20 protein-coding genes, 1 pseudogene and 1 other annotated feature are annotated in these 15,648 nt (G+C 45.9%); of the genes and pseudogenes, 18 read left to right on the top strand and 3 right to left on the bottom strand.

The window, feature by feature from the left end; translation table 11 throughout:
- Positions 1-26 precede the first annotated feature (26 nt).
- From LRM48_RS01875 to LRM48_RS01855, 5 genes are all read left to right on the top strand, one after another.
- A complete protein-coding gene (locus tag LRM48_RS01875) occupies positions 27-1,223 on the top strand; it encodes an ATP-binding protein (RefSeq protein ID WP_243812410.1) in 1,197 nt (398 codons plus the stop codon).
- 89 nt (positions 1,224-1,312) lie between these two features.
- Positions 1,313-1,642 (top strand): preprotein translocase subunit SecE, encoded by a 330-nt coding sequence (gene secE, locus LRM48_RS01870; RefSeq protein ID WP_243812411.1) that lies wholly within the window; start codon positions 1,313-1,315, stop codon positions 1,640-1,642.
- Positions 1,643-1,652: 10 nt separating this feature from the next.
- Positions 1,653-2,198: a transcription termination/antitermination protein NusG gene (gene nusG / locus LRM48_RS01865; RefSeq protein ID WP_129632621.1), complete on the top strand. Its 546-nt coding sequence runs from the start codon at positions 1,653-1,655 to the stop codon at positions 2,196-2,198.
- 66 nt (positions 2,199-2,264) lie between these two features.
- Positions 2,265-2,690, top strand: coding sequence for a 50S ribosomal protein L11 (gene rplK, locus LRM48_RS01860; protein ID WP_129632624.1), 426 nt, complete (start codon positions 2,265-2,267; stop codon positions 2,688-2,690).
- Between the two features lie 59 nt (positions 2,691-2,749).
- Complete coding sequence (locus tag LRM48_RS01855) at positions 2,750-3,307, top strand: L-threonylcarbamoyladenylate synthase (protein WP_243812412.1); 558 nt, start codon at positions 2,750-2,752, stop codon at positions 3,305-3,307.
- 74 nt (positions 3,308-3,381) lie between these two features.
- Here LRM48_RS01855 and eno read toward each other — a convergent pair whose 3' ends face one another.
- Together eno and LRM48_RS01845 are read right to left on the bottom strand one after the other, a co-directional pair.
- On the bottom strand, positions 3,382-4,662 hold the full coding sequence (eno, locus tag LRM48_RS01850; protein ID WP_129637412.1) for a phosphopyruvate hydratase: 1,281 nt from the start codon (positions 4,660-4,662) through the stop codon (positions 3,382-3,384).
- Between the two features lie 33 nt (positions 4,663-4,695).
- Complete coding sequence (locus LRM48_RS01845) at positions 4,696-5,196, bottom strand: hypothetical protein (protein ID WP_243812413.1); 501 nt, start codon at positions 5,194-5,196, stop codon at positions 4,696-4,698.
- 470 nt (positions 5,197-5,666) lie between these two features.
- Between LRM48_RS01845 and rplA the strand changes: the two genes are divergently transcribed.
- Positions 5,667-6,353, top strand: coding sequence for a 50S ribosomal protein L1 (gene rplA / locus LRM48_RS01840; protein WP_129634984.1), 687 nt, complete (start codon positions 5,667-5,669; stop codon positions 6,351-6,353).
- Positions 6,354-6,554: 201 nt separating this feature from the next.
- Here the strand turns inward: rplA and LRM48_RS01835 are convergent, their stop codons facing one another.
- Complete coding sequence (locus LRM48_RS01835; protein ID WP_243812414.1) at positions 6,555-6,809, bottom strand: hypothetical protein; 255 nt, start codon at positions 6,807-6,809, stop codon at positions 6,555-6,557.
- Positions 6,810-6,909: 100 nt separating this feature from the next.
- Here LRM48_RS01835 and LRM48_RS01830 point away from each other — a divergent pair.
- From LRM48_RS01830 to dnaB, 12 genes and pseudogenes are all read left to right on the top strand, one after another.
- Positions 6,910-7,146 (top strand): annotated as a pseudogene (locus tag LRM48_RS01830) (Ig-like domain-containing protein); the annotation flags it as partial.
- 831 nt (positions 7,147-7,977) lie between these two features.
- Complete coding sequence (locus tag LRM48_RS01825; RefSeq protein WP_243812415.1) at positions 7,978-8,148, top strand: LPXTG cell wall anchor domain-containing protein; 171 nt, start codon at positions 7,978-7,980, stop codon at positions 8,146-8,148.
- Between the two features lie 173 nt (positions 8,149-8,321).
- Complete coding sequence (locus LRM48_RS01820; RefSeq protein ID WP_243812416.1) at positions 8,322-8,648, top strand: WhiB family transcriptional regulator; 327 nt, start codon at positions 8,322-8,324, stop codon at positions 8,646-8,648.
- 37 nt (positions 8,649-8,685) lie between these two features.
- Positions 8,686-8,823, top strand: a sequence feature (ribosomal protein L10 leader region).
- 59 nt (positions 8,824-8,882) lie between these two features.
- Entirely contained in the window at positions 8,883-9,407 is a 525-nt protein-coding gene (gene rplJ, locus LRM48_RS01815; protein ID WP_243812417.1) for a 50S ribosomal protein L10, read from the top strand.
- Positions 9,408-9,472: 65 nt separating this feature from the next.
- The gene (gene rplL, locus LRM48_RS01810) at positions 9,473-9,850 is read left to right on the top strand and encodes a 50S ribosomal protein L7/L12 (protein WP_243812418.1); all 378 of its coding nucleotides are present in this window, start codon (positions 9,473-9,475) and stop codon (positions 9,848-9,850) included.
- A 250-nt stretch (positions 9,851-10,100) separates the two neighbouring features.
- Positions 10,101-10,616, top strand: coding sequence for a hypothetical protein (locus tag LRM48_RS01805; protein ID WP_129744342.1), 516 nt, complete (start codon positions 10,101-10,103; stop codon positions 10,614-10,616).
- A 5-nt stretch (positions 10,617-10,621) separates the two neighbouring features.
- Positions 10,622-11,497, top strand: a complete 876-nt coding sequence (locus LRM48_RS01800; RefSeq protein WP_243812419.1) for a DUF2797 domain-containing protein — start codon at positions 10,622-10,624, stop codon at positions 11,495-11,497.
- 187 nt (positions 11,498-11,684) lie between these two features.
- Positions 11,685-11,957: a hypothetical protein gene (locus tag LRM48_RS01795; RefSeq protein ID WP_243812420.1), complete on the top strand. Its 273-nt coding sequence runs from the start codon at positions 11,685-11,687 to the stop codon at positions 11,955-11,957.
- Positions 11,958-12,038: 81 nt separating this feature from the next.
- Positions 12,039-12,374: a hypothetical protein gene (locus LRM48_RS01790; RefSeq protein ID WP_129744992.1), complete on the top strand. Its 336-nt coding sequence runs from the start codon at positions 12,039-12,041 to the stop codon at positions 12,372-12,374.
- A 16-nt stretch (positions 12,375-12,390) separates the two neighbouring features.
- Positions 12,391-12,783, top strand: coding sequence for a hypothetical protein (locus LRM48_RS01785; RefSeq protein WP_243812421.1), 393 nt, complete (start codon positions 12,391-12,393; stop codon positions 12,781-12,783).
- Positions 12,784-12,829: 46 nt separating this feature from the next.
- Positions 12,830-14,278 carry a DNA polymerase III subunit gamma/tau gene (gene dnaX, locus LRM48_RS01780; RefSeq protein WP_243812422.1) on the top strand — a complete coding sequence of 483 codons (1,449 nt, stop codon included), beginning with the start codon at positions 12,830-12,832 and terminating at the stop codon, positions 14,276-14,278.
- Positions 14,278-15,630: a replicative DNA helicase gene (dnaB, locus tag LRM48_RS01775; RefSeq protein ID WP_243812423.1), complete on the top strand. Its 1,353-nt coding sequence runs from the start codon at positions 14,278-14,280 to the stop codon at positions 15,628-15,630. Before dnaX ends, dnaB begins: the two co-directional genes overlap by 1 nt.
- Positions 15,631-15,648: the final 18 nt, after the last annotated feature.

Genomic DNA, 15,648 nt, shown 5'->3' with positions numbered 1-15,648 from the left:
GCATATGCTTATGTTATACTTTAGCTATGTGGGCGCTAATTTTTCTATTGATCACTCTGAGTGTTGTTTTAGGTGTTATAGCTATTGTTTTACATAAAATATTGTCGGAAATTAGCGATAAATCTGATTGTAAGAAAAACCATAAAAAAAGCTTCAGTGAACATCAAAGAATGATCACGCTTATCAATAATATTACCGACGCGATTCTCAGTACGGACGAACACGGAATCATCAATACGTACAATTCGGCGGCACTTAATTTGATTGATACTAACAGCGGAATTAACGGCGAACATATCAGCCAAGTGCTGAACCTTGAAACGACAGATAAAAAGCCGATTGACATTTTTAAGGAACTCACCAAATCTTCCGCAATTCGCCAGCGCGACGACGTCCTGATGAAAATCGAAGATGACGATTATATTCGCCTGGAAGTTACGCTTGCGCCAGTTCAAGGCGGCGACAAGATGACGCCGGACGGATATGTGCTTATTTTGCGCGACATTACGAAGACGAAGAGTCTCGAGGAGGAGCGCGATGAGTTTATTAGCGTAGTTAGTCACGAATTGCGCACGCCAATTGCTATTGCTGAAGGCTCGCTGAGCAACGCCAAATTGCTGATCGAGCGTAAAATGACTAGCAAAATTCCCGAAGCTATTGACGAATCTCATAAGCAAATTTTATTCTTAGCGCGAATGATCAACGATCTCAGCACACTGTCGCGCGCCGAGCGAGGAGTAGCTGATGAAACAGAGATAATTGACGTGACGGAGTTGGCGGCTCAGATAAATTATGAATATTCACCTCAGGCGGGCGAAAAAGGTTTGGCTTTCAATTTGGATATCGGCGGACGGCTTGGCGTAGTTAAGGTTTCTCGTCTATATCTGGAGGAAATTCTCCAAAACTTCATCACCAACGCCATTCGATATACACAAAAAGGCTCCATAACTTTATCTATCAAGAAAAATAAATCTGGCGAAATCACCTTCAAGGTTATTGACACGGGAATTGGCATTAGTAAAGCCGACATGGCAAAAATTTTCGACAAGTTTTACCGCGCAGAAGATTATAGAACCCGCGAGACAAAAGGCACGGGATTAGGTCTATACGTTTCCGCTAAGTTGGCGAAGAAGTTGGGCTGTAAAATTGAGGTAGAGAGCCGATTAAACCATGGATCGACGTTCGGATTCAAACTTAAAGAGTTCAAAAATAATGACAAATAATATTCGGTCAACTTGTTTTTTTGACTCGGATGAATTACAATGACTATTGACAGTCTGTGAAAAACAGACTTTTTAAATTGGGAGAAAATATGGCACAGAAAGGCAAGGCAAGCAGCAAAACTACGGTTCGTCGAATCAAGGCTACTGACGACGCGCCAAAAAAAGAAAAAGCTGTAGCGAAAAAAATCAATAAACCAACAAAAGTCACCACAAAAGCACCTAAAAAGTCTGGCGAAAAAGGTGGATTGATTGGATATTTTAAGGGCGCTTGGGAAGAGTTGAAGCTAGTTCGCTGGCCAACCCGCTCAGCCACTTGGGCAATGACAGCGGCGGTGCTTATCTTCACCTTTGTGTTTGTCGTTCTGATTTTATTACTTGACGCCGCATTTAACTGGGGCTTTAACCAAATTTTGAAATAGAGGAGAGATTATGAGTTCAAAACGATATGACGACAGTAAGCAATGGTATGCAATTCACACCTATTCTGGCTATGAAGAAAAAGTTGCCGAATCAATCCGCCAACGAATCAACGGCGTCGATATGGCTGATAAGATTTTTGACGTTATCGTGCCAAAAGAAAAGCAAATTCAAATTCGCAACGGTAAGCGTAAAATTGTTGAAGCTAAAATTTTCCAAGGCTATGTCTTGGTTGAGATGAAATTGACCGACGAAACTTGGTATATCATCCGCAACACGCCAGGCGTTACAGGATTTGTGGGTGCCGACACTACACCAACTCCAGTTTCTGAAAAAGAAATTGCGAAAATTAAGAAGCGAATGGGCGTTGAAGAGCCAAAGCATCAGATTGATTTCTCAGAGGGCGAAGTTGTTTCAATTATCGATGGTCCGTTCAAGGGCTTTGATGGCGCCGTGAGCGAAATTGACGCATCTAAGGGCACTTTGAAGGTTATGGTCAGTATGTTTGGCCGTGACACTCCAGTCGAGTTGGACGCCTTGCAGGTTAAAAAAGTTTAGCTTGCAATTTTAAGCATTTTTCGATATAATATTCGAGTTACGCACTACAAACTATAAGGAAGAACTATGGCAAAGAAAATTATTGGTAATTTGAAATTACGCATTCCAGCCGGTCGAGCAACAGCAGGTCCTCCAGTGGGATCAACGCTTGGTCAGTGGGGACTAAACATGATGGACTTCATTAATCCATTCAACGACGCTACAAAAGACATGATGGGTAAGGACGTAATTGTTCACATTCAAGTTTACGAAGACCGAACATTTACTTGGAACTCACTTGGTCAGCCAGTTGACGATATGATTCGTGAGAAAGCTGGAATCCAAAAGGGCAGCGGCAAGCCACACTCAGACAAGGTTGGTAAGATTACTCGCGCACAATTGCAAGAAATCGCTGAGGCGAAAAAAGACCAATTGAACGCAATCGACATCGAAGGCGCAATGAAAGTTATCGCCGGATCAGCGCGCTCAATGGGCGTTGAAGTCGTAGACTAAGCTACAGAACTTTTAGCAAATAGCCCCGAACTTCTCGGGGTTATTTTATGGTAAAATAAATGATTGTGAAGAATATTTTAGACAACAGTGTAATCTCCGCGCTCCAGAACGAGCAATTGATAATTGCTAAAACTGACACGATTTACGGAATATTAGCCGCTGCCAATTCAAAAAAAGCCGTCGAGAAATTATACGAAGTTAAGCGGCGCCCCTTGAATAATCCGGTCATTATTTTGGTTGCGGATATTGATGACATTCCTAATCTCACGCCGTCGATCAAACACAAATATCAAGAAATCTCCAAAAATAGACCAACAACAATCATCATCAAAGTGAGTCCTGATTTTCTGCCGCATCTTCCGAGGAATGGTGGAACATTGGCATTCAGAGTCGTGCCAGAATCTCCATTAGCAGAATTAATTCGAACCGTTGGTCTTTTGGTCGCGCCCAGTGCAAATCCATCAGGAGAAGAACCGGCAAAAAACATCACCGAAGCGATAAATTACTTCCACGAATTAGTGTCGATTTATGTCGATTCTGGAGAAGTCGCCAACACTCAACCGTCGCAAATTGTCCGAATCAACGAGGGCGGGGAGATTGAGTTTTTAAGAAGATAATCCTCGGAAAATTGCCAAAAATCGCCAAATAAAAAAGACTTCCTCTGAATTACGGGGAAGTCTTTTTGCGCGAGTTACTTCACAAACGGATGTGCAATCTCCAAATCTGGGCGCTTTTCCGCAATTCTCAGCAGCTCGTTATACTTAGCAATTCGCTCTGACCGCGACATCGAGCCAGTCTTAATTTGACCCGTACCCAAACCGACCGCCAAGTGAGAAATCGTTACGTCCTCCGTCTCGCCAGATCGGTGACTCATCACTGTATTCCAGCCAGCATTCTTCGCCATCAAAACAGCCTGAATTGTCTCGGTCAACGTACCAATTTGGTTCGGCTTGATTAAGATCGCATTACCAGCCTTTTCTTCAATTCCGCGCTTCAATCGCTCGACATTCGTCACCAAAAGATCGTCGCCAACCAATTGCGCAAAATTGCCCAAATCAGCCGTCATTTTCTCCCAATCTTCCCAAGCTTCTTCGTTCAATCCATCCTCAATCGAGAGAACAGGGACGCGCTCCAACAGGGCTTTATACGTGCGAATCATTTCATCAGCCGACAGAATTCGGTGCTCAGTCGCCAAGTTGTATTTGCCGTCCTTGTAAAGCTCGCTAGCCGCAACGTCCAACGCAAAACCAAAGTCCACGCCTAATTTATAGCCAGCCTGCTCGATGGCGCGAGATAGCAACAAAATAGGCTCCATATTACCATTCCTGACATGAGGTGCATAGCCGCCCTCATCGCCAACCGTCGTAGGATAGCCTTCGTCTTTCAGGATTTTTGCCAACGCGTGAAAAACTTCCGCACTCATTCGAACTGCGTCCGCAAAAGTTGCCGCGCTAGTTGGAATAATCATATATTCCTGAAAATCAGTCGCACCGAGCGCATGCTGACCGCCGTTCATCACGTTGATCATCGGCATCGGCAAGCACATTGTAGGATTTCCAGCCAAGCTATTGACATATTGATACAACTCCACGCCACGCGACTTAGCAGCAGCTTTCGCCACAGCCAGCGACACCGCTAAAATCGCATTCGCACCCAAGCGCGCCTTATTCGGCGTACCGTCCAGACTCTTCATTTTTTCATCAATTGCAGCCTGATCAAACGGATTAGAGCCCTTCAAAGCCTGCGCAATTTCACCATTGACATTTTCGACCGCACGAAGCACACCTTTACCGCCAAACGCCAACTCACCATCCCGAAGCTCAACAGCCTCGAAAGAGCCAGTGCTTGCGCCAGACGGAACAGCCGCACGCCCGAACGAACCGTCACTCAAAGTCACGTCCGCCTCAACCGTCGGATTTCCACGCGAATCTAAAATTTGCCTTGCTTGTATGTTTGTAATTGTTATATCCATAATTACTATTTTATCAAAAACAGCAATTATATGTTAATCTTTATTTTCCTCCTGGTAGCGCTGTATTATCACCGGCTCACCAATTTGAGTTTCACCCAATCCTGAATAAAATACCTTCGGACTATCACACATAGCGACGTTCACAAACCGATAACCATCAGACGCCCTAAGAGCTAAAGGTCCTTCGCATTCTTTGGCTATAATAGAAATATATCTCTGTGTTTTTACTATTTTCTCGCTTAATCCACCCAATTTACCGCCAGCTATTTTACAAGCGTAGTCAATAACTCCTTCAGACACTCTTTCGCCAGTAAGTACGTCAACTACTACAATTTCCTCCTCTTTCGCCGACGCCATTCCCAGGAGTTCGCCTACCGCTTTCTTATATTCATCCAATTCAAGTAGTGCCGCCATTACTCTCGGGCAAGATTCACATTGTGGCGGAACGATTATAGCATCTTCCTTCTCCCAAGACGGAGTAATTCCACTTACTATTTCCTCAAAATCATCTGGACTACTTAAAACTTCACTCATAGTATAGATATTGTACAATTATTTTCCATAAAATCAAACATTTGCCTCAATCTCTGAAAATATGGTATAATTTCACTATTATCAATCAATGCTGGGAGGCTGGTTTGTTAAGACGACAAATTGCCGTTTGTACCACAGAAAGGATTTTTATGGCAAAGAAAGCCGAGTTGCTAGAAAAAGCAGCAGAACTAAAATTAGAAGTCAGCGAAAAAAATACAATCGCTGAAATTGAAGCAGCAATTGCAGAAGCTACAGACGCAAGCAAATCTCACGACAACAAAGACAAAGACGTTGTTGCTGAGCGCGAAGCTGTTGTCGCTAAATCTGGCAAACGCAGCCAAAAAGCTCTTGACGAAGCCGCTGAAAAAGCAGAGAAGGAAGCTCGCAAGGAAGCTGGCGACACTACTCCACAATCAGACGACGCCGAAGCTCACGTAAAGAAAGGTCCAAAGCCAGTTACTCGTCCACGCTTGGAGCGCCGCGGTAAAAAATATCAGGATGCTGCAAAAAACGTTGAAAAGAACAAATTGTACAGCTTAGACGAAGCTTTGAAGTTGGCTACTGAAACCAGCCCAGTCAAGTTCGACGCTAGCGTTGAAATCCACATCCGCCTAGGCGTTGACCCACGCCAAGCCGACCAAAACATTCGTTCAACCGTAGCATTGCCACACGGTACGGGTAAGGATGTTCGTGTAGCAGTTTTTGCACCAGAATCAGAACACGCTGCCGCTAAAAAAGCTGGCGCTGACATCATCGGTGACGAAGAATTCCTAAGCCAATTGGACAAGGAAGAGTTGAACTTCGACATTTTGGTCGCAACTCCACAGTACATGCCAAAGCTTGGTAAATACGCACGTTTGCTTGGTCCACGCGGTTTGATGCCAAATCCAAAGTCTGGCACTGTCGCTACTGACGTCGCTAAAGCCGTTTCTGAAGCGAAAGCCGGAAAAGTTGAATATCGCGTTGATAAGCAAGCCATCGTTCACTTATCAATCGGCAAGGTGTCATTCGGCGCTGAAAAATTGGCAGAAAACGCACGCGCATTCTTAACCAGTTTGAACTCCCAGAAGCCATCCAGCTTAAAGGGCGTTTACGTTAAGAGCGTTGCAATTGCCACAACTATGGGCCCTGGCATTAAAGTAGAGAACTCTCTGTAATCTTTACGTTTCGATCAATTAAATCCCGTCGATTCTGGCGGGATTTTTGTGTTACTATTGCATTTTTCATTTTTTATGATAAAATAGTAAAGTCCGACTAGATGCTGATGTTCAGGTCTCCTGATTTCCAGCCTAGCTGGATAAGGACCTTAACATCTGTATCTAAAGTTTTCACGAGAGAAAGGATGGTGTGATGAGCCGTCACGCCAAGACTCCACTGAGAGTCTCAATGCTGGCAATTCTTGCCGGCATTATCGGAATGCTTCTCTTCTTCGGAGGCGCAACACGTGCCGCCGAAGAGGCGTCACAGTCAGCAGCAGAAGCCCAGTCGGTTAACACCACCGCCCAGTCGTCTGGTGCTACTACCGGGCAGGCATCGGGCGCTGTCACCACGACAGCAGCCACCAACAACGAAGATCGGTCTTCGTCTGGCGTTGTCGCTACTGCGACAGCCACCGACAAAGACGCTCAACCCGCCAACGGCGGGCACGGGTGTATTTCCCGGGACATTTCTCCTGGGGAAGTTGACACACTCCTCCAGACTCAGGATGGGTCTGTGGAGTTCACCGCCTATGAGGCGGTGAGATTTTCGATTACTTTGACCCTCGAAGAGGGTCATTGCTCTGGAGACTCTATCATCATCTCTGTCCCGAGTGAGCTCGGGACAGACGGTGATGATAGCCCCGTCCCGATGACGACTCCTTCCGGAGTGGTCATCGGATACGCCACGTATAACGGTACCGCCCGCACAGTGACCGTCACGTCGACCGAACAGGTCGAGGTTCCTGGGCGCCAGGACTTCCACGCTTCGGCGTGGTGGACCGTGCATATGGAACCCAGCCTGGTCCCTGGAGAAACCAGGGAACTTCGCTGGAATGTCGACGGAGTCATCCGTCGACAGTCTATCCAAGTGGGTGCCTGCGACGGCTGCTCCGTCATCGGAAATAACCCCTCTAAGTGGGGGTCCGTGGACGGGAACGCACAGCACGTGACGGTGGTTCTCCCGACCGCCGATCACGATGGACAGGAGTTCGTCGTGACGGACACGCTGACCTCCCCAGGTCAGCAATTCGTATGCAGTGATCTACTGGTTGGGCGAGTCGGCGTGTACCACTCGGCTGGCCCCTGGGGCCAGCCTCAGTACGAGCGCTTCATAGAGCCTGGTGTCACTAGTTGTGCTAGTGACAAGGCGACGATCAAAGTTGCACTGAATCAGGGTGAAAAAGCCCGGCTCCAGCTGAACGTTGGTGTCGACCCCGCGGACCCCGGTCCGTGGAGCGATTCCGCTACCATCACTTCCCAGGATAAGTCCTGGGAAGTGAACACCCGAGTGGTGCGGCGCGAATCCGGCGGCAACGCCGGGTTCACGCCCACGCCGACCCCGACTCCGGAACCTACTCCGAGCCCGGCGCCCACGCCGACCCCGGCACCGAGTCCGAGCCCGTCGGCACCCGCGCCGACCCCGTCGACGAGCCCCACACCGGAGCCGACTCCGTCGGTCACTCCGACTCCGTCGGCATCACCGAGTCCGAGTCCGTCGGCACCAAGCCCGTCGGTCACGCCGACTCCGAGCCCGACGCCAACCACGGCACCCACGCCGAGCACGACACCGTCGGCAACACCGGTGCCGACACCCACGCCGTCGGCGACACCGGCACCAGCACGCCAGCACAAGAAGCTGGCGATCACTGGTGCAAGTGGAGACGCAGTCACCAGCGCGGTCGCGCTAGTGGCTCTCGGAGGATTATTCCTTATTTGGGCGCGTCGTCGCCAGACGGCACACCCAGAGGACTAACCCTTATCGTCGAGGGGTGTTAGTTTAATCGACTAGCACCCCTCGACGAAGACAGATAGATATCAGAGAGAAAAGGAGGTTCGTTCGCCCGCTCCACCACGGAGCGGGTTTTCTCTTTGGTTAGACATAGACACCTATTGATTTTATTACGTTATTATTGTAAAATAATAAATATGTCAGAATTAAATAACGAAAGTCTATTAGACGGCACCGAATGTGCGAAATTAGCCCCCGAAGAAGCTAATCGCTTGTTTTTCCAAATAGACCCAAATATTCCAGACCAAGATTTAAGAGGTGTCAGAAAGACAGAAGCCGCGGAAGCCGCCATAGCTATGTGCCGAAAATGCCCAGTATTAAAGCAATGCTTAGAATATGCGCTCCGCCACCCAGAATATACAGAATATGGAATTTGGGGAGGTACAACTCCCCCTCAACGCAGAAGAATATCACGATTAGGCAAAAATGCGATAAAAAAGGCGATTGAATCGGCTGGAAAATAATCGCCATAACTCTTGTTTTTCGTTGTCATTTCTGCTACAATTCTAAGGAACATTACCAAAGACAGTGGCGACTTGACATAAAACAAGTGTAAAAATACCACCGAGGGATGAAACTAACAGTTTTATTTGACGTCTTTGGTAGTGCGAGAATCAAAGACGTTTTTTTGATTCTCCATTACCGCACGTTAACAAATTGGCACATAACAAATTAACTCAATCAAAGAAAGGATTTTTATGGCAATTTCACGCGATAAAAAACAAACTTTGGTTGCTGAACTGACAGAGCTATTAAAAGACGCTAAGGGTACGGCTTTTGCTCGATATCAAACCCTTACCGTTGCCGACCTACAAGAACTACGCAAGGCAGCTCGCGAAGCGGGCGTTACCATCAAGGTTGTTAAAAACCGATTGGTACGCGTAGCTCTTCAGGAAATCGACACTTACAAAGAAACCGACACCAGCTTATTGGTTGGTCAATTGGTTTACGCCGTAAGTAGCGAAGATGAAGTTATGCCAGCAAAGGTATTGGACACGTTTGCAAAAACACATCCAGCACTACAACTTGCAGGTGGCTTCTCAGGCGAAGGCTTGGCAATTAGCGAAGCTGACGTTAAAGCATTGGCAGGCCTACCAAGCAAAGACCAACTCGTTGCTCAAGTGGTATCACAATTGCTATCACCAGTACACGACACAGTCAACGCGCTTGGCGGCAATTTGCACGGACTTTTGGACGGCATCGAAGCCAAAGCTGCTGCTTAAGTTTAGCAATCAACACTAGTAACGTTGCATTCATCGCAACAATATAATAATAAAGGAGAATATCAATGGCTGATATTAAGAAATTGGCTGAAGAACTTGTAAAATTGACAGTTCTAGAAGTTAACGAATTGAAAAATCATCTTAAAGAAGAATACGGCATCGAGCCAGCTGCTGCAGCTGTCGCTGTTGCTGGTCCAGCTGCTGGTGGTGACGCCGCTGCTGCTGACGAAAAAACTGAGTTCACAGTTACTTTGAAAGACACTGGTTCTCAGAAGGTTGCAGTCATCAAGGCTGTTAAAGAAATCACTGGCCTAGGTCTAGGTGAAGCAAAAGCTATCGTTGACGGCGCTCCAGCGCCAGTCAAGGAAAAAGTTTCTAAAGACGAAGCTGAAGCTGCAAAGAAAACTTTAGAAGACGCTGGCGCTACTGTTGAGCTTTCATAATTTGTTATATAACGCCAATTTGTTTCGTTTAATCACCGTCCGCCCTGGGCGGTGATTTTTATGTCGCCAATCTTAATATCACGAACCACACGTCAATTTCAAGAGTAAAATTTGCAACACTTTTTTATTCATATCTTATAGCGCTGTGGAAAATTGGATAAAAATAGATAACGCGACTTGATATAAATGTAAGGATATGCTATATATTAGTTAAGTATTATAAAAAATAGACAAAGGAATTGCGAGAACCATGTCTGAATTACCAGAAAAGCAAATTAAGCGTCTGAGGACACTTATTCAAGAGGCGGAAACCAATTTAGCTGCCGCAAAAGAATTATTGATTAGTATTATTGGCGATGATGGTCAAGTTGTTACGCCAAAAACTTCGTCAGATAACGTAGCGGGAAAGATTATCGAAGGCGTATTTGACGGACAAATGATGCTCAGTCCTGATGGCAAAAATTACCCAATCCCAGCCAACTACGCTTCAAAGTCAAAGTTGGTTGAAGGCGACTTGATGAAATTGACAATCGCTGAAGATGGCAGCTTTATCTATAAGCAAATCGGTCCTGTGCCGCGAAAGCAGATTATCGGAACGCTCGTCCAGCACGACGGAATTTACTACGTCGAGGCTTCCGGCCGCGAATATCGTATTTTGCTTGCTAGCGTAACTTACTTCCGAATTAACGTCGGCGACCAAGTTACAATCATCATCCCTGAAGACAATCCTGACGCAACTTGGGCTGCAGTCGAAGCTGCATTGTAAATATTATGCTGCCGAGCGAGTTTTTGCTCAGTTACGCCAGTTTTAACGCTGACAATAAGCCATTCGTCGAATGTCAAGTTGGTGATAAAATTGAGCGCCATGAATTGTTCGGACAAGATTTGTCTCTTGAGTTTGATTTTTCTGTCAAATATTGCACAGGTTGGGTGGATTTTGAGAATCGCTGTAGCCAAATCTGCCCAGACCACGCCACGGTTGATGAAAAGTATGAAAATTGTCTAAAATGCCGCGACAAAACCGGCTTTAATCCAGCATTTTACAACGCCAGTTCGGTTTCCGTCCAACAAGAAAAAATCAATCAAAATCCGCACTTTGTTTACTTGGCGTACTTCGCACCAAACGTCATAAAAGTCGGAATCTCGCAAGAAGAGCGTGGAATTCGGAGATTATTGGAGCAGGGAGCGCGATTGGCCATAAAATTAGAGACGTTTTCTTCGGCATTGATCGCCAGACAATACGAGGCGAAAATTTCCAAGCTGGACGGAATAGTTGAAACTCTGCCAGTTCACAAAAAGATGGAATCGATAAAACAACCTTTTGACCGTGCAGCCGGCGAAAGGAAATTGCGACAAAAATTGCTTGAAATTGAGCAGAAAATTGACGTGTCGTTTCCGAAATCCGAGCTAATTCCTTGTGAAGATTATTTTCAAACCGCTGGCGTTGATTTGTCACGTGTCGTTTTAATGAAGAATTACAGTCAATTGGTCGGGCGTGTACGCAGCGTCATCGGCTCAATTGTCATTACTGATTACGACGGTCAGCTGCTGGCTTACAATATCAAAAAGCTTATTGGCTATCGGGCGCAAAAAGTTGACAGAGAAATTGAGCTGGACTTACCAACCGAGCAATTAACGTTATTTTAAAAGACACAAAATCTCCTTTTTGACAGAGATGACATTATTATTGTGATATATTTTTGACAAAATTGCTTGACATTTTATTCTATTATTGATATATATTAGCTTTCACAACGTGTGTTAGCTTGCGTCAAATCGACGCACCGTTTTGCGGAGGATTTATTTTCTCTGCCCGACTCCAGAAGGAGTTATCATGGGAAAGAACTGGTGGAGCGAGCCGATGGGCGGCTGCGACTCTGAGGGCAACCCCATCACCATGTCGTTCGGTAGCGGTCCGAAGGAGGGACACACCCTCATCGGAGATGGCGACCGCAGCGGCGGTATGGGCATCGGCGGTGGTCTCGCCGACGGTGCGACGCACTACTCGTTCCTCGAGAGCGACAACCACGACCACTACGGGTCTGGCAACGGATCCAACAACAACGGCACCAACCGCGGCCAGTACACCACCGGCCCTGGCCACTAGACCCATCGTCCTGGACATGACCTGAAAAATGTCTTATCCTGAGTATGATATAAAACTACTCACTTACCTAGAGGATTCACTATGTCAGAATGGACAGAAAAAGATTTTGAGTCGTACACCCAATCTGATTGGGAACTTATTAAAACAGTCAAGCAGCTTGCCGATGAAAATCTTGATAATGTTAAGATTTTAACACGTGCCAATGATATAGCATTGGCAATTTTTGGTATGTTGTGCGTACGGCTGCGCGATAATGGAGAAGAGGGTGCGGACGGCCTCGGTATGTCGTTACAAGAATATATAGGAACAGTCCTAGCCAACGCAAAGAGAAAGAAAGAAGATGACGGCTGGGCCGCCGAGTTTGCTAAACCTATTGATCAATTTATCGAATACGGTAAAAATAAATTTGGCGAATAAATTATCACCTATAGATATGAACAATTACTCAAATTTTGTATTTCCGTCTGTAGTTTTTGAAGCATTTCCAATTCTGAAAAAATTGGGTTATGTTCGACAATTCGCACCACTGATACCGCTTAGTCCAGATACGACTTTTCATCTATTCGGCGGTAAGGGCGGATACTTTCTTATACTAGTTATGACCGACTATGCTGACCCAATAGATCAAAGTCAAGAGTTAAAGAATATTTCTGGTGAATATGCGTTTGAGTTTACTAAGCTCATCAAACCGTATAGTAACGATGAATATATTGGGATAAAAGAAAATGACGAGATACTTGAAGATCCAACCGTGTCAGACCCTAATAGTTACTACCGTTTTTATGTCGCCGAAACAAAACACAAAATCGATCTGCGCTATCCATAAAAAATGCCGTTTTCTGCTATAATTATCTCATGAGGAGCATGAGGGGATGAGTCAGGCGCTATATCGTAAATATCGTAGTCGCAGTTTGGATGAAGTTTTAGGTCAAGATCACGTGACTAGTATTTTACGTCGAGCGTTAGAGCAGGGAAAAATTGCTCATGCGTACTTGTTGACTGGACCGCGTGGCGTGGGAAAAACATCGGTGGCGCGAATTCTGGCGCACGAGATTAACCACTTGCCATATGATGATGACTCTTCAAACTTGGATATTATTGAAATTGACGCAGCCAGTAATAACGGCGTCGACGACATTCGCGCTTTAAGGGAAAAAGCTCAAGTCGCGCCTGTTTCTGCGCCAAAAAAAGTTTATATCATCGACGAAGTTCACATGCTGTCAAAATCAGCATTTAACGCGCTATTAAAAACCCTGGAAGAACCGCCAGAGCACGTGGTGTTTATCTTAGCTACAACTGATGCTGACAAACTTCCAGCCACCATTCTTAGCCGTGTGCAACAATTTTTCTTCCGCCCAATTCCGACGGAAATTATGACGCGCCAGTTAATGAATATAGCGAAGCAAGAGGGATTCGCAATTGAAGAGGACGCCGCCAGATTAATCGCTGAACGTTCTCGTGGCGGATTCCGTGACGGCATTAGCACACTTGACCAATTGTCGATTTTAGCAACATCAGACCAGCCACTGACGGCGAATATGGTTACCGAATATTTGGGGCTGAGCGACGCGACGATGCTTGGCAATTTGTTGGATTCATATCCATCCGACGACAATGAGAAAGTCTTAAACATCTTCCAGGAATTAGAAAATAGCGGCGCAAATTCAGTTGTTGTGTCGCATCAATTATTGTCAATTGCTCGCAATAGGTTACAAAAAAATCCAAACCTCGTTGGGCTGGTTCAGCAATTGATTGAGGTTGATAGGCATCCGCACCCAGACTTGAAATTATTGACGATATTTATGAATAGCAATTCTCAGCCGACAGAAAAGCCAATTGCGACAAAGAAAAATATAGCTCAAGCCACGACCCAAAAACCCGCCGAAAAACCAACGTCAATTAAATCCGCGGAGCCAGCCAAACCGACAGAAAAGCCGATTGAAAAAGAAGAAAAACCAGCCGAGCCAGCAAAAAAACCCGCCATAAAACCAAAGAAAACCGACGCTCCGCTAGAGCTAAATTGGGAAAAAGTCATTGAAAGAGCGAAGGAGAAATCCCTCGGACTGGCGTCATTATTACAGAAAAGCCAGTGGTCGTTTGATGGTGAAAAATTGACAATTTACGCAGGTTCCGCGTTTTATAAGAAAAAGTTGGATGACGCGAAAAACAAACCATTGATCTCAGAAATTATCTCAGAAGAAACCGCGATGGATTTGGAAATTGATATAATTGGAGAGAAGAAGCCGCCAGAGGACGAAAAATTGGCGGAAATTGCAGAATTAATGGGTGGCGGCGAAGAAGTTAAGCTGGAGGATATTTAATGGCAGATAAGAACGAAGAAGTAAAAGGGAAGATACCGCCACAAAATTTGGACGCGGAAAAGAGTTTGCTTGGGGCGGTTTTAATTGACGAGGAAGTTTTGGCGGACGCCGCAGAAATTACTCACCCTAGCGATTTTTACGACAAGAATCACGGATTGATTTTTGCCGGAATGATGCGACTATTTGAAAAACATAAGCCTGTCGATCTATTGACCTTAACCGACGAATTAAAACGAAAGGACGAGCTGGAATTAGTTGGCGGCTCGGCATATCTGACAGAACTAACAAACTACGTCCCAACGGCAGCGCACGCATCGGCTTACGCGGAGATGATCGCGCAAGCAGCGGTTCGCAGGCGTCTGATAAAAGCGAGTGGCGATATTTCCGAGCTTGGCTATGACGAATCGACGACCACGCAGGAGTTATTAGAGAAGGCCGAAGCTGAACTTTTCAGCGTGTCAGACCAATCAACCAAGCAAGATTTGGTCAGCCTGGAAAGTATTCTGACGGATAGTTTTGACCGAATTGAAGAGCTTAGTAAGAATAAAGGTTCTCTCAGGGGAGTTCGTACTGGCTATCGTGATCTGGACAATATGACCGCTGGCTTGCAAAAATCAGACTTGATCATTCTGGCGGCGCGTCCAGCCATGGGTAAAACGACGTTGGTGACGAACTTGGCTTATAACGTGGCAACGATTGATAAAAATCCCGTCCTATTTTTCAGCCTAGAGATGAGTAAGGAACAATTGGTCGACCGTATGCTGGCGGATGCGTCGGGAGTTGATAGCTGGAATATTCGCACTGGAAACCTGAGCGATGAAGATTTTGCGAAGCTGTCTGAGGCTATGGGAGAAATGGCTGAGGCGCCGATTTATATCGATGACACGCCGGGATTATCAGTTTTGGAAATGCGAACTAAAGCGCGTCGAATTGCCCACGAGAATCCATTGGGATTAATCATCGTCGACTATTTGCAGCTTATGCAGGCCAACGGAAACCACAACGGGAACCGCGTTCAGGAAGTTTCGGAAATTTCACGCGGACTGAAGCTTATTGCTCGCGAATTGAATGTGCCGCTAATTGCCCTGAGTCAGTTAAGCCGTTCTGTCGAATCTCGCACGCCGCCAATTCCACAACTAGCCGATCTGCGCGAATCCGGTTCCATTGAGCAGGACGCCGACATCGTGAGCTTTATTTATCGCCCTGGATATTACGAGCCAGACAATCCAGAAGTACAGAATATTACAGACTTAATCATCGCTAAGCACCGTAACGGTCCGGTCGGTAAAGTCCAATTATACTTTCACCCAGAGCGCCTACGCTTTATGAGTCTGGATCGCAAGCATGAATAGAATTGTGTTATAATCATA

The organism is Candidatus Nanosynbacter sp. TM7-008, assembly GCF_022828245.2.
GTDB lineage: Bacteria > Patescibacteriota > Saccharimonadia > Saccharimonadales > Saccharimonadaceae > Nanosynbacter.
Note: the sequence above shows the minus strand (reverse complement) of the source record. Positions and strands in the feature narration are given on the sequence as shown.

Bases quoted from the DNA above. Each gene is read 5' to 3' on its own strand.
- secE (WP_243812411.1), top strand. From the start codon at position 1,313: ATGGCACAGAAAGGCAAGGCAAGCAGCAAAACTACGGTTCGTCGAATC.
- LRM48_RS01790 (WP_129744992.1), top strand. From the start codon at position 12,039: ATGTCAGAATGGACAGAAAAAGATTTTGAGTCGTACACCCAATCTGAT.
- rplK (WP_129632624.1), top strand. From the start codon at position 2,265: ATGGCAAAGAAAATTATTGGTAATTTGAAATTACGCATTCCAGCCGGT.
- LRM48_RS01785 (WP_243812421.1), top strand. From the start codon at position 12,391: ATGAACAATTACTCAAATTTTGTATTTCCGTCTGTAGTTTTTGAAGCA.
- LRM48_RS01805 (WP_129744342.1), top strand. From the start codon at position 10,101: ATGTCTGAATTACCAGAAAAGCAAATTAAGCGTCTGAGGACACTTATT.
- eno (WP_129637412.1), bottom strand. From the start codon at position 4,662: ATGGATATAACAATTACAAACATACAAGCAAGGCAAATTTTAGATTCG.
- LRM48_RS01820 (WP_243812416.1), top strand. From the start codon at position 8,322: ATGTCAGAATTAAATAACGAAAGTCTATTAGACGGCACCGAATGTGCG.
- rplJ (WP_243812417.1), top strand. From the start codon at position 8,883: ATGGCAATTTCACGCGATAAAAAACAAACTTTGGTTGCTGAACTGACA.
- rplL (WP_243812418.1), top strand. From the start codon at position 9,473: ATGGCTGATATTAAGAAATTGGCTGAAGAACTTGTAAAATTGACAGTT.
- nusG (WP_129632621.1), top strand. From the start codon at position 1,653: ATGAGTTCAAAACGATATGACGACAGTAAGCAATGGTATGCAATTCAC.
- LRM48_RS01800 (WP_243812419.1), top strand. From the start codon at position 10,622: ATGCTGCCGAGCGAGTTTTTGCTCAGTTACGCCAGTTTTAACGCTGAC.
- dnaB (WP_243812423.1), top strand. From the start codon at position 14,278: ATGGCAGATAAGAACGAAGAAGTAAAAGGGAAGATACCGCCACAAAAT.
- LRM48_RS01845 (WP_243812413.1), bottom strand. From the start codon at position 5,196: ATGAGTGAAGTTTTAAGTAGTCCAGATGATTTTGAGGAAATAGTAAGT.
- dnaX (WP_243812422.1), top strand. From the start codon at position 12,830: ATGAGTCAGGCGCTATATCGTAAATATCGTAGTCGCAGTTTGGATGAA.
- LRM48_RS01855 (WP_243812412.1), top strand. From the start codon at position 2,750: ATGATTGTGAAGAATATTTTAGACAACAGTGTAATCTCCGCGCTCCAG.
- LRM48_RS01795 (WP_243812420.1), top strand. From the start codon at position 11,685: ATGGGAAAGAACTGGTGGAGCGAGCCGATGGGCGGCTGCGACTCTGAG.
- LRM48_RS01875 (WP_243812410.1), top strand. From the start codon at position 27: ATGTGGGCGCTAATTTTTCTATTGATCACTCTGAGTGTTGTTTTAGGT.